The 24,976-nt window shown below is 43.8% G+C and carries 21 protein-coding genes; 7 read left to right on the forward strand and 14 right to left on the reverse strand.

Going from position 1 to position 24,976, the window contains the following annotated elements; translation table 11 throughout:
• Positions 1 to 6 precede the first annotated feature (6 nt).
• Positions 7 to 927, forward strand: a complete 921-nt coding sequence (locus B3763_RS00435; protein WP_286742457.1) for a hypothetical protein — start codon at positions 7 to 9, stop codon at positions 925 to 927.
• Positions 928 to 933: 6 nt separating this feature from the next.
• Here the strand turns inward: B3763_RS00435 and B3763_RS00440 are convergent, their stop codons facing one another.
• A complete protein-coding gene (locus tag B3763_RS00440; RefSeq protein ID WP_189629199.1) occupies positions 934 to 1,701 on the reverse strand; it encodes a response regulator in 768 nt (255 codons plus the stop codon).
• A 114-nt stretch (positions 1,702 to 1,815) separates the two neighbouring features.
• Here B3763_RS00440 and B3763_RS00445 point away from each other — a divergent pair, with 114 nt between their 5' ends.
• Positions 1,816 to 4,842, forward strand: coding sequence for a PAS domain-containing protein (locus B3763_RS00445; protein ID WP_286742461.1), 3,027 nt, complete (start codon positions 1,816 to 1,818; stop codon positions 4,840 to 4,842).
• Here the strand turns inward: B3763_RS00445 and B3763_RS00450 are convergent, their stop codons facing one another.
• The 3 genes from B3763_RS00450 to B3763_RS00460 all read right to left on the reverse strand — a co-directional run bounded on the left by B3763_RS00450 (position 4,843) and on the right by B3763_RS00460 (position 9,465).
• Positions 4,843 to 8,523, reverse strand: a complete 3,681-nt coding sequence (locus B3763_RS00450; protein WP_286742464.1) for a BamA/TamA family outer membrane protein — start codon at positions 8,521 to 8,523, stop codon at positions 4,843 to 4,845.
• 109 nt (positions 8,524 to 8,632) lie between these two features.
• Complete coding sequence (locus B3763_RS00455; RefSeq protein ID WP_349676547.1) at positions 8,633 to 8,863, reverse strand: SdiA-regulated domain-containing protein; 231 nt, start codon at positions 8,861 to 8,863, stop codon at positions 8,633 to 8,635.
• Complete coding sequence (locus tag B3763_RS00460) at positions 8,860 to 9,465, reverse strand: hypothetical protein (protein WP_286742467.1); 606 nt, start codon at positions 9,463 to 9,465, stop codon at positions 8,860 to 8,862. The genes B3763_RS00455 and B3763_RS00460 overlap by 4 nt, the downstream gene beginning before the upstream one ends.
• 99 nt (positions 9,466 to 9,564) lie before the next feature.
• Here B3763_RS00460 and B3763_RS00465 point away from each other — a divergent pair, with 99 nt between their 5' ends.
• The 3 genes from B3763_RS00465 (at position 9,565) to B3763_RS00475 (ending at position 14,038) form a co-directional block, all read left to right on the forward strand.
• Complete coding sequence (locus B3763_RS00465; protein ID WP_189629204.1) at positions 9,565 to 10,782, forward strand: Pycsar system effector family protein; 1,218 nt, start codon at positions 9,565 to 9,567, stop codon at positions 10,780 to 10,782.
• A gap of 35 nt (positions 10,783 to 10,817) precedes the next feature.
• A complete protein-coding gene (locus tag B3763_RS00470) occupies positions 10,818 to 13,226 on the forward strand; it encodes an ABC transporter permease (RefSeq protein ID WP_286742471.1) in 2,409 nt (802 codons plus the stop codon).
• A 137-nt stretch (positions 13,227 to 13,363) separates the two neighbouring features.
• Positions 13,364 to 14,038 (forward strand): ABC transporter ATP-binding protein, encoded by a 675-nt coding sequence (locus tag B3763_RS00475; RefSeq protein WP_189629206.1) that lies wholly within the window; start codon positions 13,364 to 13,366, stop codon positions 14,036 to 14,038.
• A gap of 92 nt (positions 14,039 to 14,130) precedes the next feature.
• On the opposite strand, the gene B3763_RS00480 is transcribed toward B3763_RS00475, so the two are convergent.
• The 8 genes from B3763_RS00480 to B3763_RS00515 all read right to left on the reverse strand — a co-directional run bounded on the left by B3763_RS00480 (position 14,131) and on the right by B3763_RS00515 (position 21,120).
• Positions 14,131 to 14,832 carry a fatty acid desaturase gene (locus tag B3763_RS00480; RefSeq protein WP_189629207.1) on the reverse strand — a complete coding sequence of 234 codons (702 nt, stop codon included), beginning with the start codon at positions 14,830 to 14,832 and terminating at the stop codon, positions 14,131 to 14,133.
• A 16-nt stretch (positions 14,833 to 14,848) separates the two neighbouring features.
• On the reverse strand, positions 14,849 to 15,694 hold the full coding sequence (locus B3763_RS00485) for a 4-hydroxy-3-methylbut-2-enyl diphosphate reductase (RefSeq protein WP_286742476.1): 846 nt from the start codon (positions 15,692 to 15,694) through the stop codon (positions 14,849 to 14,851).
• Positions 15,695 to 15,765: 71 nt separating this feature from the next.
• Entirely contained in the window at positions 15,766 to 16,599 is an 834-nt protein-coding gene (locus B3763_RS00490) for a phytoene/squalene synthase family protein (RefSeq protein ID WP_189629209.1), read from the reverse strand.
• Between the two features lie 32 nt (positions 16,600 to 16,631).
• The gene (locus B3763_RS00495) at positions 16,632 to 18,107 is read right to left on the reverse strand and encodes a phytoene desaturase family protein (protein WP_286742478.1); all 1,476 of its coding nucleotides are present in this window, start codon (positions 18,105 to 18,107) and stop codon (positions 16,632 to 16,634) included.
• Between the two features lie 16 nt (positions 18,108 to 18,123).
• On the reverse strand, positions 18,124 to 18,630 hold the full coding sequence (locus B3763_RS00500) for an RNA polymerase sigma factor (RefSeq protein ID WP_189629211.1): 507 nt from the start codon (positions 18,628 to 18,630) through the stop codon (positions 18,124 to 18,126).
• Positions 18,631 to 19,070: 440 nt separating this feature from the next.
• Positions 19,071 to 19,973 (reverse strand): MerR family transcriptional regulator, encoded by a 903-nt coding sequence (locus tag B3763_RS00505; protein WP_189629212.1) that lies wholly within the window; start codon positions 19,971 to 19,973, stop codon positions 19,071 to 19,073.
• Between the two features lie 4 nt (positions 19,974 to 19,977).
• Positions 19,978 to 20,427 (reverse strand): sterol desaturase family protein, encoded by a 450-nt coding sequence (locus tag B3763_RS00510; protein WP_286742482.1) that lies wholly within the window; start codon positions 20,425 to 20,427, stop codon positions 19,978 to 19,980.
• Between the two features lie 42 nt (positions 20,428 to 20,469).
• The gene (locus tag B3763_RS00515) at positions 20,470 to 21,120 is read right to left on the reverse strand and encodes a carotenoid biosynthesis protein (RefSeq protein WP_286742484.1); all 651 of its coding nucleotides are present in this window, start codon (positions 21,118 to 21,120) and stop codon (positions 20,470 to 20,472) included.
• Positions 21,121 to 21,195: 75 nt separating this feature from the next.
• On the opposite strand from B3763_RS00515, the gene B3763_RS00520 reads away from it, so the two are divergent.
• Positions 21,196 to 21,498: a DUF4286 family protein gene (locus B3763_RS00520; RefSeq protein WP_189629215.1), complete on the forward strand. Its 303-nt coding sequence runs from the start codon at positions 21,196 to 21,198 to the stop codon at positions 21,496 to 21,498.
• Here the strand turns inward: B3763_RS00520 and B3763_RS00525 are convergent.
• Entirely contained in the window at positions 21,495 to 21,956 is a 462-nt protein-coding gene (locus B3763_RS00525) for a GNAT family N-acetyltransferase (protein WP_286742488.1), read from the reverse strand. The genes B3763_RS00520 and B3763_RS00525 overlap by 4 nt on opposite strands.
• A gap of 139 nt (positions 21,957 to 22,095) precedes the next feature.
• Positions 22,096 to 23,367, reverse strand: a complete 1,272-nt coding sequence (gene serS, locus B3763_RS00530) for a serine--tRNA ligase (protein ID WP_286742491.1) — start codon at positions 23,365 to 23,367, stop codon at positions 22,096 to 22,098.
• Positions 23,368 to 23,609: 242 nt separating this feature from the next.
• Here serS and rho point away from each other — a divergent pair.
• A partial coding sequence (gene rho / locus B3763_RS00535) for a transcription termination factor Rho (RefSeq protein ID WP_286742494.1) occupies positions 23,610 to 24,976 on the forward strand: 1,367 nt, incomplete at its 3' end.

Here is a 24,976-nt window from a genome sequence, read left to right on the forward strand (position 1 = left end):
CAGTGGATGAGAAGTATGACTGCTTTTTTGTTTGTATTGCTGTTTTGTGCTCACGGATGTAAAAGTCCGGAAAATGATACCAATCCGCAATTCAGCGATCAGGAAGTGTCCAATGCCTTTGGCCGGGCTCAGGAACAAGCCCAGATTCAGATTCCTCAGTTAGACGAAGCTTCTGGGCTGGTCAATAGCCGATCCAATCCGTTTTACTTTTGGTCTCACAACGATAGCGGAGGAGACCCTCAGTTTTTTCTGTTTACTCAGACAGGAGCCGATTCCAGTCGGCTTATTCTTAACGGGGCTCAAAATGTTGATTGGGAAGATATGGCCATTGGCCCGGGTCCTGTAGATCAGGTAAATTATTTATATGCCGCTGATATTGGCGATAACCGTGCGGTTCGGGCCAATTGCGTTATTTACAGAGTGCCTGAGCCGGACCTTACGGTGGCCGATATACCCGCTACCTATACAGTAAATGCAACAGATTACGAAACCATAACCTATCGGTATGCCGATGGTGCCAGAGACGCAGAAGCTTTGTTTGTGGATCCGGCCACACGAGATATTTACATTGTCACCAAACGAGAACCCAGTGTAATTGTCTATCGCCTGCCTTACCCTCAAAGCCTTAGCTCAGAAAATGTTGCTGAACGTGTTGCGGTCATTCCTTTCACTTTTGTTACGGCAGCCGATCTTTCGGCCGATGGAACTGAGCTCTTGCTCAAAAATTATGAAAACGTATACTATTGGAAGCGATCAGCAACAGAAAGTATACAGGAGATGTTAAGCAAAACCCCTCTTAGGTTAAACTATACCAGAGAGCCCCAGGGAGAAGCTATTGCCTGGGACTCCAGCCACAATGCTTATTATACCATTAGCGAAGCCAACGGTTCCTCACCCGTAGTTTTGTTTCGTTATAACAGAAATTGAGCTGCTCTAGCTGGCGCTAATGGTGTTCAGTGTTGCGGTAAAGGCATTGTAATACGACCTGCCAATTGGAATTTTCTTATTGCCCAGATACACATAGCTGGTATCGATGGCCGTAACCGAGTCTACCAATACCACAAACGATTTGTGTACACGCAAAAACCGGTCTTTTGGCAGTCTGTCGGTAATTTCCTTTAGCGACTTGCGTATGGTAAAATCTCTGCCGTCTTTGGCATGAATCGTAATGTGGTTTCCATCGGCTTCAATCCATTCCAAATCCTCATATTTCACCTTCTCCAACAAGCTTTTCTTCTTAATAAAGATGGAGTCGTTGTTATAAGTAGTTGGGTTGTTTTCGGGTAGTCGCTCACCCTGAATACTCGCCAGGCGATTTTTGTTGAACAAGGCCACTTCTATGGCGGCATAAACATCGTCTTTTGTAAAAGGTTTTACAATGAAGCCTAAAGGCTGAGTCTGTTTTGCACGACTAACGGTTTCTTTGTCAGAATAAGAAGTGATATAAACAAAAGGAACTTTATACTGCTCTTTAATAATACCGCCTAGTTCAATACCATCTTGGTCACCCTTAATTTTAACATCGAGCAAGATCAAATCAGGTCGGGAACTTTTAATCGCTTTAATGGCCTGATTGGCCGAATTGGCTATTTCTGTATTCTCATAGCCAAAGATGCCTAGCATCTCTTGAAGATTTTCAGCAATGAATGGCTCGTCCTCAACGATCAATATTTTGGGACTGTTCTGGTAATCGCTGTCCATGATGTCAGTTATTTGGTTAGGTGAATATCTTAAATATCGAGGTTAATTGGTCGAAAACTACTAAAATAGTAACTTAAAATTATCCAAAATACGCCCTTCTTAAGCGCTCAAGTGATGGAAAACATTTTAAAAGATGTTACGAACGAATTAATAGATGTAAAAAGCAGATCGGTTGAGCTTCAGTCTGTTATCAATAATTTGACTGAGGCAATTTGGTCAATAGACCTCACTTCTGAGCCTTATGAAATCATCTATCACAATAATCCAATCGAACGATTTGGTAACCCTGATGAACTGGATCCGCCACCCCGAACCATGGAAGAATGGCAGCAATGTATACATCCCGATGATCGGGAACGAGTGCTGGAAGAGGTGGTCAATGCGCTTAGTTCAGGCAATGCGAGCTACTCCTATAGGGCCCTTCGTAAAAAGGATCAGTTTCGTTATTTCCGCGACCGGATCAGTGTGCTTTATGAAAATGAGAAACCTGTTCGGCTTGATGGAATAACCATAGACATAGACCATATAAGGCGTTCCAGGCTCAATCTGGAGCTTAGTCAGCAGCGATTAAAAGCAATTGTAGATGCACTGCCCGACCCGGTTTTTATTTCTACAAAAGAAGATGGTCAGGTCATTTTTGCCAATGAAGTGCTTTTTAAGGTCTATGAGATGTCTCCCATAGATTTTCTGGGCAAAAAGGTAATTCAGTTTTACCAGAACTTTGAGGGTCGGAAGTCTTATATAGAACGATTACAGAACGAAGGCCATATTCAGGGGCATGAACTTGTGTTGCGCAACAAAAAGGGCGAATCGTTTTGGGTAAGTGCTTCCACCATGCCACTCGATTTTCAGAATCAGGAGTGCTTTATTACCATTCTACAAGACATTACCGATCGTAAAAATCTTGAAAAACAGCTTCAGGAGAGTAATGAGCGATATCAGTTGGCGGTTGAAGGAACCAATGATGCTATTTGGGAATATGACTTCCACACCAAGAAGTCTTACCTTTCTCCTCAGTTTTGGGAAGGTATGGGGCTGCCTCCGGAAGAAAACCCACTGGATGATCAGCTGATAGCCAAATACCTTCACGAAGTAGACCGAAAGGAATTCATTGTGGTGCTCAACCAGCACCTGGAAGAGAAGAAGGAAAAACTCACCCTGGAGTTCAGGCTTTCAGGAGCCGAAAACAAAATAATCTGGGCCCTTTTTAAGGCTGGCATTATTTACAGCGACAAGGGAGTTCCCCTTAGAGCTGTGGGTTCTCTTTCCAACATTACCTCCCTCAAGGAGGCTCAAACCAAACTGAGAGAAAGCGAAGCGAAGTATAAGCTTATTTCAGAAAATTCGAGCGACTGTATATGCCTTCAGGAGCTCAATGGGCGCTTTGTTTTTGTGTCGCCTTCATCGAAAGACGTCCTGGGTTACACTCCGGGCGAACTAGCTAGTATGAGGCTAAGAGATATTATTACCGAAGAATATTTACATAAGGTGTCAGACACCATGCTGGGCGTAATTCAAGGTAAGCTAAAAACCGTTTCCATAACTTTTCAGGCAAGGCACAAAAATGGCAGCCTCGAATGGCTGGAAACTGTTGGAGGAGCTATTCTGGACGACCAGGGCGAGCCTATGTTTTTACAAACAAGCACAAGAAATGTAACGGACAGGGTAGAAGCTCAACGACAGCTAAAGGAAAGCGAGGAGCGCTACAAGCTTATTACCGAAAACTCCAACGACATTGTGACGCTCATGGATGTTGAAGGTAACTACGTGTTTATTACTCCTTCTATTAAGGAAGCAATGGGCTGGGAGGTAGATGAGGTAATTGGTCAGAATACACGCAACTTTGTGCATCCGGAAGACCTGCCCGATATTGAAAAAGGCTTTTTAGAAACCCTTGAGAAGAAGATCAAGGAAAGAACGATGATCTTCCGATACAAGCACAAGAATGGCAGCTGGCGATGGATGAAAGCCACAGGCGGAATTATTCTGGATGAGCATCAGAACCCCATCTACTTTAGAGCCAATAAAATTGACATCACAGACAAGAAGCTTACAGAAGAGCGCCTAAAGGCGAAAGAAGAGCAGTATAAGCTAGTGTCTGAAAATTCTGCCGATGTTATTTGCTTACATAAGCTCGATGCTACTTTTACTTTTGTATCGCCCTCTTGTTCAAGGCTGTTGGGCTATTCCGTAGAAGAAAAAATGGAGCTTACCCTGGCAGACCTTATTCACCCTGATGATTATAAGCGAGCCATTGAGGTGTTCGAAGAAACCGCAAAAAACAAGCGCAAGAATACCATTACGCAGTATCGTTACAAGAAAAAGAATGGAGAGTATTTCTGGGCAGGAGTTTCAATGAGTGCGGTCCTGAATAGCGATCAGGAAACACAATTTGTACTTACCTCTACAAGAGACATTACGGAAATTGTGAACGTAATAGAAAAGGAGCGACAGCTCAACAAGCTTAAGTCGAGCTTTATTTCCATGGCATCTCACGAGTTTAGAACACCCCTCACCACCATTCAGTCCAGCAACGAGCTCATAAGCATGTATCTGGAAAACAAGGCAGAAATAAACGATAACCGTCTGGTGAAACACGTGAGTCGAATTCGTACAGAACTGGATCGCCTCAACGCCCTCTTGAAGGACGTGTTTACCCTGGGTAGGCTGGATGTTGGAAAAACCCAACTGAAAAAAGACATTACTTCGCTAACGGGAATTGTTCGCCAGGTAATACTGGAGTGTCAGGTGCAGTTTAAAGACCGCAAGGTGCAATTGAAAATTGAGGGGCAGGAAAGACAGCTATTACTAGATAGCCAACTCATTTCTCATGCCATATCCAACCTCATTAACAACGCCCTTAAATATTCGGGGAATAGAAAAGATCCGGAAGTTATTATCATTTACGAACCTGATTCGGTACAGCTAAAGGTCAAAGACTACGGAATAGGAATTCCTAAGAAAGATCAGGCCAGCTTGTTCGAGTCGTTCTCAAGAGCCTCCAACGTGGGCGATATTGACGGCACCGGTTTGGGGCTGGTAATAGTCAAACAATTTATTGAGATGCATGGTGGTACCATTTCCTTTCAGTCGGAAGTACACAAAGGAACTACCTTTACCATTGCCATTCCCAATGTTTAGTTAAAAGTAAAAACCGAGCCTGAAGAGAGGCAAAAGAGTTTCTTCAGATTTCGCCAGTAGAATGTTTACAGCAAAACGGCCGAATGGAGTAAGGTATACCCCTCCACCATAGCCATGATGCCATTGGTTGGAGTTTTCTCCGCTTACCCATACCCTGCCCAAATCGTTGAAAAACAGAAGACCAACTCTGGCCGGCAGAAAGTAATTCCTCCACTCTAGTAAATCTATTCTTAGGTCTAGCTGATGGTAGAAGCTGCTTTCACCTGCAAAGCGGTATCTTCTATACCCTCTCAGGGTATTGAAGCCATCGAGATAACTGGCCTGGAAAAACTCAAAATCGCCAAAAGATTTGTGGTAGCCTACACGGGTAGCCATTGAGGTGCGCCCGAAGCCATCCATAATCCAACGAAATGTAAGGTCGGAGCGCCAGCGCGCACTGTTTGCAGATAGTTCGTTTAGCCCGTTGTCATACAGCAGTTCGGTGTTAAAAGTGATGCCCCGCTTGGCAAAAACGGCATCGTCTCGGGTATCCAGATAAAAGCCCAGGTTAGCCCCTAAATAAGTTCTGTGATTTTCCAGTAGACTTGGATCAAGCCCATTTTCTGCAAAGTTGGAGATAAAACGGTTGTCATTCTTTTCAATCTCCACGTCCCAAAACCTAAGGCCTACCTTAAAATGAGCCTTTGACCCTACCTGAAAGCTTAGGACCGGGTTGACAAAATAGGATTCGTAGCGGGTGCGGTAGTAGGTTAGGGGTTGGTCTTTGTCGTAGGCCGACTCATTGCCCAAACCAAAGAAGTTGTTCACAAAGTTAGGGGCCTTTATTTCCATATCGAGCAACAGGTTGGCTTTGCCCAGAGCATCAACCCATTCACCGCTGTAGTCCAGGCTATATGAGCTGGTGGCCAGCGCATAGCTGGCCAGCAAAGTGTGCTTTGCAGCAAAAGGCTCCTTGCGAAAACCATCACTCTTATACATAAACCCACCTCCAAGAAAAACACCATCGTCCGGGTTATAGTTGAATCCAACAAGTGGCATTAGCACGTCAAAGTCGAACTCCTCCATATTGTAGTGGTTTATGAGCGGATCCTTATCGCTGGTCAGGTCTTTGGTTTCTTTGCTGGGGTCCAGGATTGTATTGAGGGACTTGTCGTAAACCACAGTGTGTTTTTTTAGTCCTTTAACCCGGCTTTTGTCTACTACCATATCTTCTCCATCTCCGCCAATGATTCGTACAACTATACTTTTGTTTACATTGCCCGACAGTTCAAACTCATCTTCCTGGTCGAAACCAAAAAGTCGTATTTCTTCAGTTTCTGAAGTCTTAAATGTACGTTGATAGAGCAACTGATCCCGGTTGCCCTTATCAGATATTTTATACACTTCTACCTGGGTTTCTTCATCGCTAAGGCGTTTTACTATAAACCACTCTCTCTTGTCGCTGCCCAGTACGTTCACCGTTTTCGACAAAAATTTGTAGTAGTCAGCGGCATATTCATGAAGCCGGTCTCTGCGGTTTTTGAGCTTTCGTATAATCTCCTCGCCATGCAGGTCGAAGATTTGCTTTGGCCAAACTTTGAATGCCTGTTCAATCACTTCATCTGTGAGGGCTGCTTGTAGTTCTTTGGCCTGATTCACCCAGTCTTCTTCAGAAGGTTCCGTCATAAAGTACCTGTCGAACCACCGAATTCTATAAAAGCCGTAGGCAGGGGTATAGTCTATTTCATCATGAAAACCCCTTAGTGCAGGCTGAGCCCATTTGGAAGCGGCCAGTTTCTTAAAGACACCCTCACCGGCAAAGAATACCACATCGCGATCGCGGGGTATTGGTTTATACAGCTTCTTATCGTCTTTCAGGTCATATTCAACCCATCTCCATTGGTCATCGTGCCTGTCCCAATCGCCTAGCCACATGTCGAAGAGCCTGTTTCGCACCACAAATACCTGATCGACCTTTTCATCATTGTCGTCTCTGAGTTTTTCGTACAGGTCTATGCTCGACTCTACATCGTCTCCGGCTCCAAAAAAGGATTCTTCAATGTGTTCTTTATTGGCGCGTTCTTCAAAAATGGCCATAGTGTTGGCAAAGTCTTCGCGGTATATGCCAAAACGGGGATCGTCCGGTATAAAATAAACCTTAGGATTGGCGTGGAATATTCCTGCAGCTTCGGCCAGGGGCGGAATTACAAATGGTGCATAGGGGTGAGAAGAGGAGATACCATCTTGAACAATACTTTTTATGAAGGTGCGCCTTAGTTCGGGAGGCAAGGTCAAAGCAGGGTTTTTGTCCATAGATCGTAAGACATACTGTTTGCCGTCTTGAGCCTCCAGTCTCAGAGAGGTGGTTTGGTGTCCGCCTCCCTTTTTTAATATTCTCAATCCTCCTTTCACACTGCCAATATCAAAAACCGGCAACTCAATTGGTGTGGCCCATTCCTGCCGGTAGTTTTCTCCAAAGAGTGCTTCGTGCAGAGCACTACGGTTGTGGTATTTTAAGCTAGCGGCAAATACAGTGTCTTTATCCTTGAATTGATCGGTATCGAACTCGGCCAATAAGTCTTTGGGCGAGGGCTGCCATTCTCGTTCGGAGAGAGTGGCCTCATATAATGTTTTTGCTTCACCGTTTTCAGGGGTAATGAACCGGAGTACGACTTTGCCGTTGTGCAGGTAGTCTATTCGTGCAAACCCCATGGTGTTTTGGGCAAACAAGGCATCGCCTTTCTGTTTTACATGAGCATTGTTTTTGGCACCTGAACCGCTTACTACAAAGTGCATTCCTTCTTTTGCAATGTGTTCAAGGGCGTGTTCATGGCCTGCCGCATGTATAACATCGGGGTGTTGTTGCATGAGTTGCACCAGCCCATCGCGAAACTGCTTGTAAATGGGGTGGGTATTGTCTTGAATATTGCCAAACACTTTGCGATAGAGCGGATAAATTGAGCCCAGCCCCGGTAAGGGGAGGTAAAAATTCTTGAGTCGTTTGGAGGCAGTGAGCGGAAATAGGTGGTCTTTAAGGCTGAACACTCCTCCATGAATACCATAGGTATACATAGGGTGATGAGAGACCACCACCAGCTTCTTGTGAGTATTTCTCCTAATAATATCCTGAAGTTGTTCTCCGGCCTCGGCCAAAGACGATACGCCACAGTCGTTGCTGTTTTCGGGCTTTTTGCCCTTATGAAGAAACCACTGAGTGTCTATGGCTACAAGTGTAATGCCCTCGGAGAGATTAATCTCTACAGGGCCGGGGCAACCATTGGGAGGCAGCCAGATGTTGGTGTTGTTAAGCGCTTTTTCTACATAGCGCTGCTGAATTTTAAGCCATTCCAGCCCGTAATCTTTTCCCTGAGCCCAATCGTGGTTGCCGGGAATAAAGATGGTTGTGCCTGCAAAGTCCTTTACAGCGTTAATTTGTCCATCAATGGCCTTCTCCGCTTCGGCACGAAGCGGATGGTCGGCCGGAGGCATGCCCTTTGGGTATATGTTATCGCCCAGAAAAACTACTCCGGCATTTTCTCCTGCTGCCGTTAGCTCTTGCCTGAGCAAGGTGAGTACCGGGTTTTCATATGGTTCTCCGGCATCGCCAATTAGAAATAGGGAATATCGTGGAGGTTGACTTTGAAAAGCACTGGCGGTAAAACCAGCGAGCAAAAAAAATAGAATGAGCAGTGGCCTCGACATGAATTTTGTTTTGGTGGCAACAGAAATGTACATCTAAAGGTTCTATTGGCTGCGCTAATTTAAAGATAAACAGGTCTTATTAACTTTTACAGCCAAAAGAGGCCCTGCATTAATTGCCGTTATTCAGTTTAAACCAAAGCAACGTGCCTCCATCGCCCTCAACTTCATTGGAAATGAACAAGTCGCCATTGGGGGCAAAGGCAATTCCTTCCGGTTGAGGGAAAAGACTTCTTTTCAGTTCCGTTAGATTCTTGGGTTTTCCATCTGTGCCAAAGACCATTAGAGCCCTTTTGTGTGCAGAGAGTACATAAGCCTCTCCGGTGAGTGGGTGAATGGCTATGCCCGAAGGATGAAACTTAAAGTCTTTGCCACCTGTTCTAGTTGCTTATGACTCACCGAATAAATAGGGAGCTTGATGAACTTCTCCTCCTTTAGATCGAAGCCGTAAATAGCCTTCCCTTTCACTTTTACTTTATCCACATCGCCATCGTCTTTTAAGGCAATGAGCAGCAAATGTTTTTGGGCATCGTAGCCCAAGCCTTCTACATTATTGCCTACATGAAAAGGAGTGCTTATTTCTTCCACAACCCCTTCTAAGCCTACATGAAAACGGTATAGTTTGCCATTGCTTTTAATCACATAAATGTGATCTCCTATGCGCTCAATTCCTTCAAAATCGCCATCACCCCCAAAACGCACACGTTGTACAACTTTTCTTTTTTCCAGGTCAAACACATACATTCTGCCATTCTCATCGTTGTGCATAGCAAGTTGACCCGGGGCATAGTAGGTGAGTCCGGAAACCTCTTCCAAATAGTCTGGGAGCCTGTATACGGCTGTTGGAGAATCTAAGGAATAGGGTGGTTTTTGATGTTTTTGAGCCCAAATGGAGGTTCCCAAACTTAGGAAAAGGAGAATGACAAAGCAGAGTTTAGTTGGCATGACGATGGAACAAAAATAAGCTTTTGATCATTCCTAATAAGTGTTGATTTTCAGGTAAATTCAGACATAGCACATATATTTAGTTCATAATCCGAAAAAGTGGCAGAATCGCTCATAGCTAAAGTTCAATCGTATTGTAAGGAGTTGCTCGAAAGAGAGCTTCCTGAAAAGTTTGTTTATCATAACTACAATCATACCGAACGAGTGGTAGATGCCGCCCGAATGATTGGGCGTGAGTCAGGGCTGAATGAGAAGGAGCTGGAGACGGTAACCATTGCTGCCTGGTTTCATGATGTGGGGTATACGCATGGCTGCGATTACCACGAAGCCACCAGTGCCAAGTTGGCTCGTTCATTTTTGGAAAAAGAGAAGGTAGAGGCTGCAAGAATAGAGGCTATTGAGGGCTGTATAATGGCTACACGCATTCCTCAATCTCCTAAAAACCTGATGGAAGAAGTGCTTTGTGATGCCGATTTGCACCATTTGGCTTGTACTGACTATGAAATGATGTCGGAGCGTATGCACCGGGAGATTGAACATGTAAAAGGCAAAGAGATTGACCCTTCTTTGTGGAACGAGATGAATTACAACTTCTTCAAAGACCATGAGTATTTTACTGAATTTGCCAAAAAACACCTGCAACCCATAAAAGAAGAAAACCTGCAACAGATAAAGAAAGCCAAAAAGGGAGAGTCTGACAGTAAGTATGTGAAGAAGCTCGAAAAAAAGCTGGCTAAACTGGAGAAGAAGGCCGAGCAAAAGCCGGATAGGGGTATTGAAACGATGTTTAGGACTACCTCTAAAAACCATTTGGAGTTGAGTGCTATGGCCGATAATAAGGCCAATATCATGATTTCAGTCAATACCATTATTCTGTCGGTGGTGGTTTCAGTACTCATCAGAAAACTATATGAATATCCGAACCTGGTAATTCCTACCATTGTGCTTATTGTGGTTTGTCTTACCACCATAGTATTGGCTATTTTGGCTACACGGCCAAATGTATCTTCCGGTGTTTTTACCGATGCAGAGGTTTTGAGCAAGCGTACTAACCTTCTTTTCTTTGGTAACTTTCATAAGATGGATCTGGATCGATACGAGTGGGGTATGCGCGAAATGATGAAGGATGGAGATTACCTCTATGGTAGCCTTATCAAAGACATTTATTTTTTGGGTGTGGTGCTGGGTAAGAAGTACAAATTGCTACGAGCATGCTATACCTTTTTTATGATTGGCTTTGTTATTTCAATCATAGCCTTTGTATGTGCCATGCTTCTCTTTCCTCCACAAGAACAAACCGGCTTCTATACCTTTTAGCTTGATTTTCTTGAACTTACTGGCTAAATAGGTTCATGTTAAAGAGTTATTTTCTGGTGGCCTTGCGTACCATACGCAAGCACCCGGGTTATGCCGGGGTCAATATTTTTGGACTTACTCTCGGTATTTCCTCCTTCTTATTCATTCTCCTAATTGTTCGGTTTGAGCTTAGCTTTGATAAATTCCATAGTCATTCCGACAGCATTTACCGAATAAACAATGAATTAAGGCTAAGCAGTGGTAACTACAAGTATCCTACATGCCCTTCGGCCGTAGCACCTGCCCTTACCAGTCAGTTGCCGGAAGTGTTGGATTTTACACGTTTAAGTGGAGGAGGTCAGCAATTAGTTATTGAAGTAGGAACTGAGCTTTTTAAGGAAGATGATTCCTTCTTTGCCGACCCGAACTTTCTGGAGTTTTTCAATTTTGAGCTGCAACAGGGAAGACCGGCCGATGTACTCAATGCTCCCAACCGAGTGGTACTCACGGAGGCGGCCGCCATAAAGTATTTCGGCACTACTCAGGCTGTAGGGAGAACTCTGAAAGTAAAAGGCCAAAATGAGACAGAATATGAAGTATCGGGTATACTAAAGAATCTTCCGGGCAATACTCATATTCAGTTGGATATGGTGTTTTCCAATCTTACCCTTCGCCAAATGAACAATGGCAACATACTCAATAGTTGGGGCAATGATGGGTTCTATTCTTACATAAGACTTGCCAGGCCAGAAGACGTAACAATCGTTTCTAATAAACTAGAAGAGCTGAAGATAGCCAATGTGGAGGAGGCCAGGCAGCACATGTTTAACCCTGATTTTACGGCTCTGGAAGATATTCATCTCAGCTCCAACTTGCGCAATGAGATTGCTGTGAATGGCAGCATGGATTTTGTCTATATATTTTCGGCCGTAGGCTTGTTTGTGCTCATCATTGCCGGAATCAACTATATGAATCTGGCAACGGCCCGGTCGGCCCGAAGAGCTCAGGAGGTGGGTATAAGAAAAGTTTTAGGAGCCTATAAAAAACAGCTTATCGCTCAGTTTTTGGGCGAGTCGCTTGTTCTTTCAGTGATCTCCGCGCTCTTGTCTCTGCTCATTGTAGGGCTGTTGCTGGGCTGGTTTGCCAATTTGGTTAACAGGCCGGTTAGTACGGATATGCTCTATCAACCGGAGGTAGTGTTAATTTTAGTGGCCATAGTGCTCATTATTGGTCTGGGTTCAGGGAGCTATCCGGCCCTTTTTCTCTCAGCTTTTAAGCCCGTAGTAGTACTCAAGGGTAAGCTTGTTCCGGGCATGGGCAGCTCCGGCTTTTTTAGAAAAGCACTGGTCGTATTTCAGTTTGTTATTTCCATTGTCATGATTATTGGTACGGCCATCGTTTACAAACAACTCAACTTCCTTACAAGTAAACCTTTGGGTTTTCAGAAAGAACATGTGCTAATGGTTTCCAATACCAACCAGGCTATTACCCCAAAGCTTGAGGCATTTAAGAATGAACTAATTAAAAGTCCCGATGTGGAGGCCGTTACGGCCACTTTTTCTAAGCCCGGTGGCCTTCGGCCTATAGTTTTTGTGAAATCAGAAACGGTTTCGGAAGAAGTTGATGGACTCAATCTGGCCGGTATCAATATTGACCTTAACTACCTTGAAGTAATGGAGATAGAGCTTCTGGAAGGCCGCAATTTCGACCCGTCCATTCCAACCGATTCAACAGAGGCTATTATTATCAACAAAAGAGCTTCGCGAGAGCTCAATATGGAGAATGATGCTGTGGGAAGGTTTATCGATGTACAAAATTTTGGTGGTCAGTGGCAGCGTAAACAGATCATTGGAGTAATCGATGATATTAATTTTGAACCCTTGCAAAGAGGTACGGAGTCTTGCTTTTACGCTTATTTCTTTCCCAATTTTCAGTACGTTTTTGTAAAACTCAGGCCAGAGGCCTCTGGTCAGGTAATCGAACACGTTCGGTCGGTTTGGTCATCCATGGCTCCTTCCCAACCTTTCGAATATTCGTTTCTGGCCGATGACCTGAATACGTACTATGAAAATGAGAAAGAGCTGGGGCAATTGGTGATTTTCTTTGCCGCCCTAGCCATTGGAATAGCTTGCCTGGGGTTGTTTGGCTTGGCCTCCTACAGCACCGAACAACGCATAAAAGAGATTGGTGTACGAAAAGTGTTAGGGGCCTCTGTTGGACAGGTGTTGTACCTGCTATCGCGCGATTTTGCATTGCTCATTGTTGTGGCTTTTGTTATTGCTGCGCCTGCGGCATACTACCTAACCGGTTGGTGGTTGCAGAATTTCGCTTTTGCTATAACGCCTTCGATAATTACTTTTTTGTTGGCAGGTCTGGTGGCTATGTGTATTGCTCTGCTCACCGTAAGTTATAAAACCTATCAGGCCGCGCGCTCAAATCCTGTTCGGGCCCTTCGGTCAGAATAGCGTGTCAATAATGAACAAATGTGGCCGATATTGTACACTTTGTAGAGCTGATGAAGCTGCCAAATGGCTAAAATCAATATATTCGCTATTGGCATATCAATTGTTAAACCCATTAGGTCAAAACTTAAACTAATCAGATGATAAAACTTCGCGACATCGACAAGTTCGTTGATTCAAAATACCAGAGAACCTTCATACTTAAAGGCATAGATTTAGATATAGAACAGGGTGAATTTGTAACCATAATGGGCCCTTCTGGGGCGGGTAAGTCCACTCTTATGAACATTATTGGAATGTTGGATGAGCCATCACAGGGAGAGTATTACTTCTTCGATGAACCTATTCACCGCATGAAGGAGCGCAAGCGTAGCGATTTACATAAGCATCATATTGGATTTGTCTTTCAGGCCTATCACCTTATTGACGAACTCACTGTTTACGAAAACATTGAAACCCCGCTCTTATACAAAGGAGTAAAGAGCAAGGAGCGTAAAAGCTTGGTGGCCGAAATGCTCGATCGCTTTCAAATGGTTGCCAAGAAAGACCTCTTTCCGGAGCAGCTTTCCGGTGGTCAGCAGCAGTTGGTAGGGGTGGCAAGAGCCCTCATTGGGCAACCTAAATTGCTTTTGGCCGATGAGCCCACCGGAAACTTACATTCCGATCAGGCAGAAGAAATCATGAAGCTTTTTCAAAAGCTCAATCAGGAGGGAATGACTATTGTTCAGGTGACCCACTCCAAAGAGAATGCCGCCTATGGCAAGCGTACCATCAATTTGGTCGATGGAGCTATCGATAAAGACGATAGACACTAAAAGGCTTTTCTTAAATTCAAGGGGCTGTTTTAAAGGCTGTTATATGCAAAGGCTCATAGAGATATAGCATAGGCAGGCTTTGAGACAGCCTTTTATTTTTGCCTGGCCGCATAGTTTTCTTTAACCTTCCAGAGCATCCACCAAGGTGTGCCGGGTGAAGCATGGTGCTCATAATGATAGCCAAAAAAATAACAGCTAATAAACGCCCACACATGGTTTAGTCGCTGACTTCCCGATTTGTGAGGGTTTTCGGGAGCGTGTTCACCCCGGTGGGGCAGGTAGGTGCCAAAGTAGAAAAGCTGTAAGGTGGAAAGCACAGCCGGGAGCATCCAGTATACTATCAGCCTATCGGCAGGAATCCATAGCTTTAGTACATTGAACGAAATAGCCATGAGTACAATCTGTTGCCATGAAATGTACTGCCTCAAAAAGCTGAAGTACCAGGCAAGAAAACCTCCCCTGTGGTAATCAGGGTCTTGGTCTGTAGCTACATGTCGGTGGTGTAAGTGGTGTTTTGGAAACAGTCTGTTGTAGAAATTATAGCTAAACAGTAATGCGCTAAGGTGACCAATAAAGTGATTTATTCTACTGTTTTTGGCCACTGTTCCGTGCATGGCATCATGGGCTGTAATAAAAAGGCCGGTATAGAGATGTGTGAGAATGGCTATCAGCAAATAGGTGATGAGTGCACGTGAATTTACCGGTTGTTGCAAAGCCCAGGTCAGCACACCAAACCAAAGCGCTATAATGATTAGCGCAACGTATATGCCCCTATTGCTTTTGGGTGTGACCATAACCTAAAGTTAGTAATTATAGCTTTTCTAAGTGGTTTTTAACCTCTTCCATAAGCCACATGGGGGTAGAGGTGGCTCCGCAAATTCCTACAGTCTCGTTTTGAGCAAACCACTCGGTTTTTACATCGCTTATTGACGATACAAAGTGGGTACGCTGGTTTTGCTCGGCACATATCTTATACAAAACCTTTCCGTTGGAAGATTTGGTGCCACTCACAAATACAATTACATCGAATTTTTTGGCAAACTCCCGTAGCTCTTTGTCGCGGTTAGAAACCTGCCGGCAAATGGTGTCGTTGGATTTCACGGCTATACCATTGGTTTCAAGCACCTGATTTATCTCGTAAAACTTATGGGTACTTTTAGTGGTCTGAGAATAGAGGGTAATCTCCTTCGGGAGTGCTGCTAAGTCTAGTTCTTCCAGGTCTTGAAAAACCACTGCCTCGTTGTTGGTCTGGCCTAGAAGCCCTACTACTTCAGCATGACCATGCTTACCGTAGATATAAATTTTTTCCTCCTTGTCGTAGCTGGTTTTAATTCGGTTTTGAAGTTTGAGTACTACCGGGCACGATGCATCGATGAGCTCAAGATTGTTTTGCATGGCCAGTTGGTAAGTGCTTGGGGGTTCTCCGTGAGCGCGGATAAGTACTTTGGCATTTCGCAACGATAATAGCTGCGTATGGTTTATAATCTGAAGCCCCTTTTGCTCTAATCGTTTTACTTCTTCATCGTTATGAACAATGTCGCCCAGACAGTAGAGTTGACCTTCTTCATCCAGAATTTCTTCGGCCATTTCTATGGCATACACTACCCCAAAGCAGAAGCCGGAATTAATGTCTATATCCACGCTGAGGTTGAACATAATACATAAACTTAGAAGGGGTTCTTATGTTTGAAAATGTGGGGTGCTTAAGAAAGATTTTTTTGTAGGGCCTAGATGGCGTGAATGCGGTGCCTGAAATATATGCCCAGTAGCATGGTAAGCTTGCGGGTGTCAGGTATGCGAATTCGCTCTTCCTTAATGCGCTGCGGAGGACAGGCTTTTATTTTCTTGAAGAGTTTAAGGTAATATCTATAGGCCAGGTAAACCCCAAGCCTTGCTTCTGCGGGTAGCTTTCTGATTCCCGCCAGCGCTTCGTCAAAATCATGTTGAATGTCTGCTTCTATGGCTTCTTTGGCCGATAGGCTAAAGTCGTTAAAGTTGACTCCCGGAAAGTAAACGCGACCACGTTCTTCATAGTCGCTTTTGATGTCGCGAATAAAATTAACCTTCTGAAATGCTGCTCCCAATTTTTTGGCGGGGGGTACCAACTCCTCATACAGGTGATTGTTGCCATTGCAAAATACTTTCAGACACATGAGTCCAACTACTTCGGCAGAACCATAAATGTATTCTTCGTAGCCTTCCTGATTGTAACTTGTTTCGCTAAGATCCAGGCGCATAGAATGCAAAAAGGCTTTAATGAGCTGATGGTCTATTTGGTATTGGTTCACAACCAGCTGAAAGGCATGTAACACAGGGTTTAGACTTATCTTTTCAGAAATGGCCTCAAAGGTATCATGCTCGAATTTATCTAGTAGGGCCAGTTTATCTTTAGAGTGAAAAGTATCCACTATTTCATCGGCATACCTCACAAAGCCATAAATGGCATAAATAGGAAAGTGGAGCTTTTTGTGCAGGGTTCTAATGCCCAGGGTAAACGAAGTGCTGTAGCGCTGAGTAATCAGCTTGCTGCACTCCAGTGTGGTTTGATCAAATAGCTCCATAATTAAAGATAACTAAATATGAGGTAAGAGGTTTATGAAAAATCTTTGGCCACCTCATTGGCTACTACAATTCCTGAAATCAGGCTGGGAGGTACTCCGGGACCGGGTACTGTTAGCTGACCGGTGTAGTAAAGATTCTTGAGGTGTTTATTTTTGAGTGCCGGTTTTAATATGGCCGTCTGCCGCAACGTATTGGCCAGTCCATAAGCATTGCCTTTGAAGGAGTGGTAGTCGTTTACAAAGTCGGTATGGGCAAAGCTCCTCTTATAAACGATGTGCTCGGCTAAGGTTTGGCCACAGTAGTCTTCCATTCGTTTCAGGATTAGTTCAAAATAGTGCTCCCTTATGGTGTCGGTGTCTTGCAGCCCGGGGGCTACGGGAATAAGAAGAAACAAGTTTTCACAGCCTTCCGGGGCAACAGTTTCATCGGTTTTAGAAGTAACCGAAGCATAGAACAGTGGTTTTTCTGGCCACTGTGGGTTGGTGTATATGTGATGGGCGTGGGGAGCGAAATCCGTATCGAAAAAAAGGTTGTGGTGCAAAAGCCCTTCGAGCTTTTTGTCGAGCCCAACATAGTAGAGTAAAGAGGATGGAGCGAGAACACGCTTGTCCCAGTACCTATCGGAGTAATTTCTTGTGGAATCGTTGAGCAGTTGAGTATCTACATGGTGATAGTCTGCCCCGGCAACAACCACGTCTGCCTGAAAATTACCTTTGTTGGTTTCTACATGAGTTATTTTTTGTCCGTGACTAACAATGGAGGTCACCTCATGATCGGTTTTTATTTCAACACCAAGTTCGGAGGCTAAGCTGCCCAGGGCTTCCACAATCTTATACATACCACCTTTTGGGTACCATGTGCCTAAGGCCATGTCGGCATAGTTCATCAGGCTGTAGAGCGCTGGAGTATTTTGCGGTAAAGCACCTAAGAAGAGTACCGGAAACTCCATAAGCTGAACCAACTTTGGATGCTTAAAGTATTTTCTGACATGCCTGGCCATGGACTGGAACACATCCATTCTTACCACATCAAAAAGTAGTTTCAAGCTGGCAAATTCTTTCAACGATCGGCCCGGTTTGTATACCAGTTGGTTAATTCCCACTTCGTACTTATAGGCCGCCTGCCTCAGAAATGCTTCCAGCCGACCTCCCGCACCTTCTTCCAGAGAGTCGAACAATTTTTTAAGCGTGTCCATTTTTGCAGGTATAGGCATGGCTTGACCACCTTCGTAAATTACCTGGTAGGAAGGGTCGAGTCTTATCAGCTCGTAATAATCGGAAACTGACTTGCCAAACCGATTGAAGAAGGACTCGAACACATCGGGCATCCAGTACCAACTGGGGCCCATATCAAAAGTAAAGCCCGACTCGGTAAATTGTCGGGCTCTTCCTCCAATGGAGTTATTTTTTTCTAGAATAGTAACATTAAAACCTTTGTCGGCCAGATTAATGGCGGCAGACAGTCCGGCAAAACCAGAACCTATAACCAGTGCCTTTTTCCGATTCATTTAGGCTAAACTAGCACTAGCCTCTATATGTTCTAAGTTTTTCTTTCAATTGCTTTCTGGCAATATGAATTCTATTCTTTACCGTACCAATAGGAATTTCGAGTCTATCGGCAATCTCATGATACTTAAACCCTCTGAAATACATCATAAAAGGAGTTTTATACACATCGTCCAGCGAATCTATCGCATGGTTAATGTCTTTCAGTGCAAAATTTCCGTAGGCTCCATTTTCAATTTTAGTATTGCTGGAGTTAATAAAATGAAGATTGTCGGTAGTGTCTATAAAGGTGCCTCTTCTTACCATTCGTTGGTAATTGGTAATAAAGGTGTTTTTCATGATGGTATATAACCATGCCTTCAGATTGGTGCCTTCAGAAAATTTCTCCCTGTTCTTGTAGGCCTTCATGAGTGTTTCCTGAAGCAAGTCGTTCGCATCTTCAGAATCCTTTGTGAGCTTTAGTGCAAATGGTTTTAAGGACTTGGTCATTTGCGTAATGGTGTAACTATATTCCAGAGCAGTCATAGTGTTTGCTTTAATGTTGAACAAATATTGTAAAACGTTAAACAAAAGTCAAGTATATTTTGTGGAAATATTTATTTCAAACGTTAAACAAAAAAATACGTTACACTCGTTTTGATTAAAATTTGGTTCAGTATTGCCATGAATCATTAAACACTTTGTGTTTAAGGGTATGTACATATAAATATTTTTAGAATGCCGTAAGCCGCACTTTACATCCTGAGTGCCACAGTTTATATACGGTGTAGGGAAATGTTAAAGATTGAGGTAACTCAAAACTTTTACCAAAGGGGTGGTATCTATCTCATAGAAGTAAACCAACAACATGAGTTACAAGCTTTGACTTAAGAGCGTCTTATAAGAGCCGTTTGTGAAGACACAAATAATGTCTAAACGTATGTTATACGATTTAACTAGGTAACCCTCTAAAAATATTGGAGAAACTATCGGCTAACTGAGTGTCCCTGCTGCTCTTCTATGAATTCGAGCAAATGATTGGGGTTGGCTATCTGAACAATATTTTCTTTCAATTCCAAATCTTGTCCAATTACCTGGCTGCCGGCCACCAATATGGGGGTATCCGAAAAATTATCGGCCAGATTGGCCAGGTATTCTTCCGTAGAAATGTTTCGGTCTTTGGTGGTCATAATGGTGAGAAGGTAGTCAGGTTTATAGGCGTTGAAGGCCACTTGTAAATCTTGGAAAGGCATATTTTGACCCAGGTAGACCACGCGATTGCCTCGAGCACGAATAAGGTAGTTGGCAAACAAAAGACTTAGTTCATGCAGTTCGCCTTCCGGGAGAAAGAGCATATACTTCTTGGCTTCTTCATCATAGGTTTCGTATTGGCCGTCTATGGCTACGATTACTTTTTGCCGAATGAGATTAGAAATAAAGTGCTCTTGAGCCGGGTTGATGGAATCGGTGATCCACATGATTCCTATTTTGGTGAGGAATGGATAGATTATATTGAGCATGGTGCGCTCAAAACCAATTTTAAGTGTATTGGATGAAATTATTTTTTCGAACCGTTGTTCGTCAAGGTCTATCATGGCCAGAGTGAGGCCATAAATCTGATCGGCAAAGCTGGTGGCCTTGTCGGCAATTTCCAAGACGGTTTCATGCATCTCCTCTTTGCTCATTTGAGCGATTTTGGAAATTTTGAATCCGTTATCTTTCAACAAAGACACGTTCAATATCAATTTCAGATCGTCCTGATCGTAAAATCTGATATTTGTATCTGTTCTTTTCGGGTTGATGAGCCCATATCGTTGCTCCCAAATTCTGAGCGTATGCGCTTTAATTCCCGAAAGGTGTTCTAAATCTTTAATCGAATAATTTGCCAATCCCCTACTCTTTATTTCCTTCTTCCTTCAAAAACCTTCTCGGCACGACAAATAAGCCGAAAGACACAGCATTTTCTTTCTGTGTTTGATGATGGGCCTTATGGGCTTCTGCTATAGCTTTGAGGTATTTGTTTTTGGGTTTGTCGAACCATTTTAACCTCCGATGTATAAGTACATCGTGAAGCAAAAAGTACGACATTCCATAAAGACTAATACCGCAGCCAATCCAAAAACGATAGTCTAGCTGTTCTACTCCCAGAAGAATGAGCGTAATGGCCGTACCTCCGAAGATGCAAGTAAACACATCGTTGAGTTCAAAGAATCCTTTGCCATGGGTGTGGTGAGTTTTGTGAATATTCCAAAGTACACCGTGCATCAAATATTTATGAATTACCCATGAAAAGGCTTCCATCAAACAAAAACCCATTAATGTCCATAGAACTGCGTTCCACATTTGCTTTTCAAACTCTATGTATTATCAATTGTTTTAAACCCTTCAAATTAAATTGAGCACAGCAAAGAAACCGGCTAGTATAAATAAAAGCTTAATAGCCAGAGGATTGTTTGACCGGGGAGCAAGAAAATTAAAGAGGTATTGAAGCCCAAGGCTCAGCACAAACCAGCCCATGTAGTTGGTCATTGGAATTTCGCTGCCTTTCCATTGCCAGAAGTCGTAGGTAATGGCCACAGGTTCTATGAGTAGGTCTATCAGAGTCATTATAAGGGCTCCGAGCAGTGCCGCCACATGCAGCGACTTGGTGAGCTTTTTGGCCAGCATGCCTGCACAGTATACCAGCACCACCCAGTTTAATCCAATGGCAAGGGGAACGTCCAGCAATTTCCAGCCCAGAGTGTTTCCGTATGTGTAGTGGCCGAATAATAGGCCCGTTTTTACGCCCACAACCTCGGCAAAAAAGCCAATTCCAAAGGTGAGAATTATGAACAGGAAGTAGCCCCTTTTCTTTTGTTCCTCGAAGTGGAGCACAATGGCAGCCGTAGCCAGCAGATTGAAAGGGGTAAGGCTCTGGAAAAGCGATTGTGTGCCTTGAAAGTATAGTCCGACTGCACCGGCCAGGTGCATGGCCACCAAAAGCCACAAGGCATTTTTTTGATTGACAAAAGGAAGTTGGTCTATCTTGGCAAGCATAGGGAGAGAAACTCGGTTGGCTTAAAAAATGTTAGCTCAAAAATAAAGGTTAATTTTGAGGCCAAAGGACAAAAAATGATTCTATATAACGTTACAGTAGCGATCGATAAAAAAGTGGAGAAGGAGTGGGTAAAATGGATGAAAGACATTCACATACCGGAAGTGCTGGCTACCAACCAGTTTTTAGATCATAAGTTCTTTAAGGTGCTCAATACGGACGATCCGGAATCTTCTTCTTACAGTATTCAATACTTTGCTGAGCATATGAACAACGTACAGATGTATCTGTCAATGTTTGCCCCTGAACTTCAGCAGAAGCATCACTTACAGTTCCCTAATCAGTTTGCGGCCTTTAGAACCTTGCTCGAAACGGTTTAATAGTTGGCTATTTGTTTGGCAGTGAGCGTGCAGTTAATCCACTCATCGTCTAAGTGAGCGCCTAGCTTTTTGTAGAAGTTAATGGCTGGTTCGTTCCAGTCCAGCACTTGCCACCTGACTTGCTTCGATCCGGTTTGTCGAGCTTCTTCCACAATGGCATCGAGAAGCTTTTGACCATAGCCCCTTCCACGGTGCGATTCTTTAACCACCAGATCTTCCAGGTATATAGCTTTGCCCTTCCAGGTAGAATAACGAAAGTAGTAAAGTGCCAGGCCCACAATTTCTTCATTTTCCGTTGCCACTAAAAATTGGAAAACCGGCTCTTCTCCAAAACCGTCTTCTTCCAGTTGTTCAAGGGTTATTTCTACTTCATGAAGCGCCTTTTCATAAACGGCTAGTTCTTTTATGAGCTCAAGTACAGACGGCAGGTCTGATTTTACACCTTTTCGAATTTTCATAGAGGCAAGTTAAGCCATGAGTTTGAGGCCTCCTAGCCAAACGACTCTTTAGGGTTGGCGAGGCTTTGCAAGTGGGAGGTTATAAAAAAGCAGGTCCTTATATATAAAGACCTGCTTTTCATGAGTTTTTATGGTGTCATTAAATTCGTTCGAAACCGGTGTACATATGCAGAACCTCCGGAATGGCGATGCCATTTTCATCTTGGTTATTTTCCAAAATGGCTGCCATAATTCTCGGCAGAGCCATGGCACTACCATTTAAGGTGTGCAAAAGAATCGACTTTTTGTTTTCGTCTTTGTAGCGCAGTTTAAGACGGTTGGCCTGATAAGTTTCAAAGTTAGATACAGAGCTAACTTCCAACCATTTTTCCTGAGCGGCTGAGTATACCTCAAAGTCATATGTTAGAGCAGAGGTAAAGCCCATGTCGCCTCCACAAAGTTTCAGAATTCGGTATGGCAGGTTGAGGCTATTCAGTAGGTGCTCTACATGTGCACACATTTCGTTCAGCGCCTGATAAGACTCCTCAGGTTTTCTAATCTGAACAATTTCTACCTTGTCGAACTGGTGTAGCCGGTTCAAGCCCCTTACATGTGCCCCCCAGCTACCGGCTTCTCGCCTAAAGCAGGGTGTAAAACCAACGTTCTTCACCGGTAATTCGCTTTCGTTTAAAATCACATCGCGGTAAAGGTTGGTAATGGGCACTTCTGCCGTTGGAATCAGATATAGGTTTTCGGCCTGTACATGATACATCTGTCCTTCTTTGTCGGGCAACTGGCCGGTGCCGTATCCGCTGGCTTCATTTACCACTATGGGTGGTTGCACTTCGGCATAGCCTGCTTTTACAGCTTCATCGAGAAAATAATTGACCAGGGCTCTTTGTAAACGGGCACCCTTGCCCTTGTATACAGGAAAACCCGCACCGGCAATTTTTACCCCCAGGTCAAAGTCTATGATGTCGTATTTTTTAATGAGATCCCAATGGGGAACTGCCTGTCCGTTCAATTGCGGAATTTCGCCTGCCTTTTTAATCTCCTCATTGTCATCGGCCGAAGTACCGGCAGGAACCGATTCGTGCGGTACGTTTGGAATGTTGTACAACTTATGAGTGAGTTCCGACTGAATTTCATTCAGCCGATCGGCAAGTTCCTTGTTCAGTTGCTTGAGTTCTGCAGTACGTGTTTTTATTTGTTCTGCTTCTTCTCTTCTGCCTTGCTTCATAAGCGCCCCAATTTGTTTGGCTATGGTATTGGCTTCGGCCAAATTGGAGTCTAATTCCTGCTGTGTCTTTTTGCGCGATTCGTCTAACTGAATCACTTCGTTCAACAAGGCTGTGGCGTTATTGATGTTCCTTTTCTTAAGGCCGACCACATATTTCTCTTTTTCAGCAAGAATGTTATTTACCTGAAGCATTAGTTTTTTGAATTTGGGCGCTAAATTATCTATTTCGCCTGAATAAAAAGCCCAAAAACGGCCATAAAAGCTGCAAAACGAATAAAAACAATGGCTAAATTTTGAGAGTTTAAATGTTTGGTCTAATATTGCGTTGTCCTTAGATGATCGGATGCTTTCCAACAATCATCTCTAACTACAAATCATTTAACCGAAATCATTTTTAAAATCCTCAGATTCGAGGGTTCCCAATAAATTCATTTATGTATAACATCGAAGAACTGAAGCTCAGACTTCTTTCAGAGCTGAAAGAAATTGCTGAAAATCTTGGTGTAAAGAACTTCAAAAAGCTGAACAAGCAAGATCTCATCTACGCTATCCTCGATCAGCAGGCGATTACACCAGACGAAAAACTGCCCAAGAAGGCAGACTCCGACACCGGAGCCGACTCCCCTAAAGATGAGAAAACCACACAAGAAAAGGAATCTAAACCAGAGCCGCGCGAAAGGCGACCCAAGTCGGACAACAAGTCTGGCAGAAGGCCACGCAGAGAAAATGTGACGGATACTGCCGCAGCCAGCAACTCGAAAGAGGAAGCTCCTACCGAGGAAAAGAAAGAGGCTTCGAAAGAGAAGAGTGCTGAAAACCAGCCTGAAAAAGCAGAGAAAACCGAGCAGAACGAAAAAACGGAACGTTCGGAGAAAAAAGAAAACAAGCGCAAAAAGCAAGAGTACAATCAAAACATTAAAGATTTTGATGGCCTGATTGAAAATGAAGGTGTACTCGAAATGATGCAGGATGGCTACGGTTTCCTCAGGTCTTCAGATTATAACTACCTGGCCAGCCCGGATGATATTTATGTTTCTCCTTCCCAAATTAAGCTGTTTGGCCTGAAAACCGGTGATACGGTGAAAGGACAGATTAGACCACCAAAAGAAGGTGAAAAGTATTTTGCCTTACTGCGTGTTGAGTCTGTAAACGGAAAAACCACAGAGGAAATCAGAGACAGAGTACCGTTTGAATACCTGACTCCACTTTTCCCTGAGGAACAGCTTAAGTTGAGCACCAAGCCAAGCCTTATGTCTACCCGTATTTTGGACATGTTTGCTCCAATTGGTAAAGGACAAAGGGGAATGATTGTGGCTCAGCCCAAAACGGGTAAAACCGTATTGCTGAAGGAGATAGCCAATGCTATAGCAGAAAATCACCCGGAGTGCTACCTCATTATTTTGCTTATTGATGAGCGTCCGGAAGAAGTAACAGATATGGCCAGAAGCGTGAAAGCAGAGGTAATATCTTCTACTTTCGATGAGCAGGCCGAGAGACACGTGAAGGTGTCGAACATAGTACTGGAAAAGGCTAAGCGTATGGTAGAGTGTGGACATGATGTAGTTATTCTACTCGACTCCATTACCCGCCTGGCTCGTGCTTACAATACTGTGGTGCCTTCTTCAGGAAAAATTCTTTCCGGTGGTGTAGATGCCAACGCATTGCACAAGCCTAAGCGTTTCTTCGGAGCAGCCAGAAATGTAGAAAATGGTGGCTCGCTATCTATCATAGCCACTGCACTGATTGAGACTGGTTCAAAAATGGATGAGGTGATCTTTGAAGAATTTAAAGGAACTGGTAA

The organism is Roseivirga sp. UBA1976 (assembly GCF_002336325.1).
Classification (GTDB): domain Bacteria; phylum Bacteroidota; class Bacteroidia; order Cytophagales; family Cyclobacteriaceae; genus Roseivirga; species Roseivirga thermotolerans.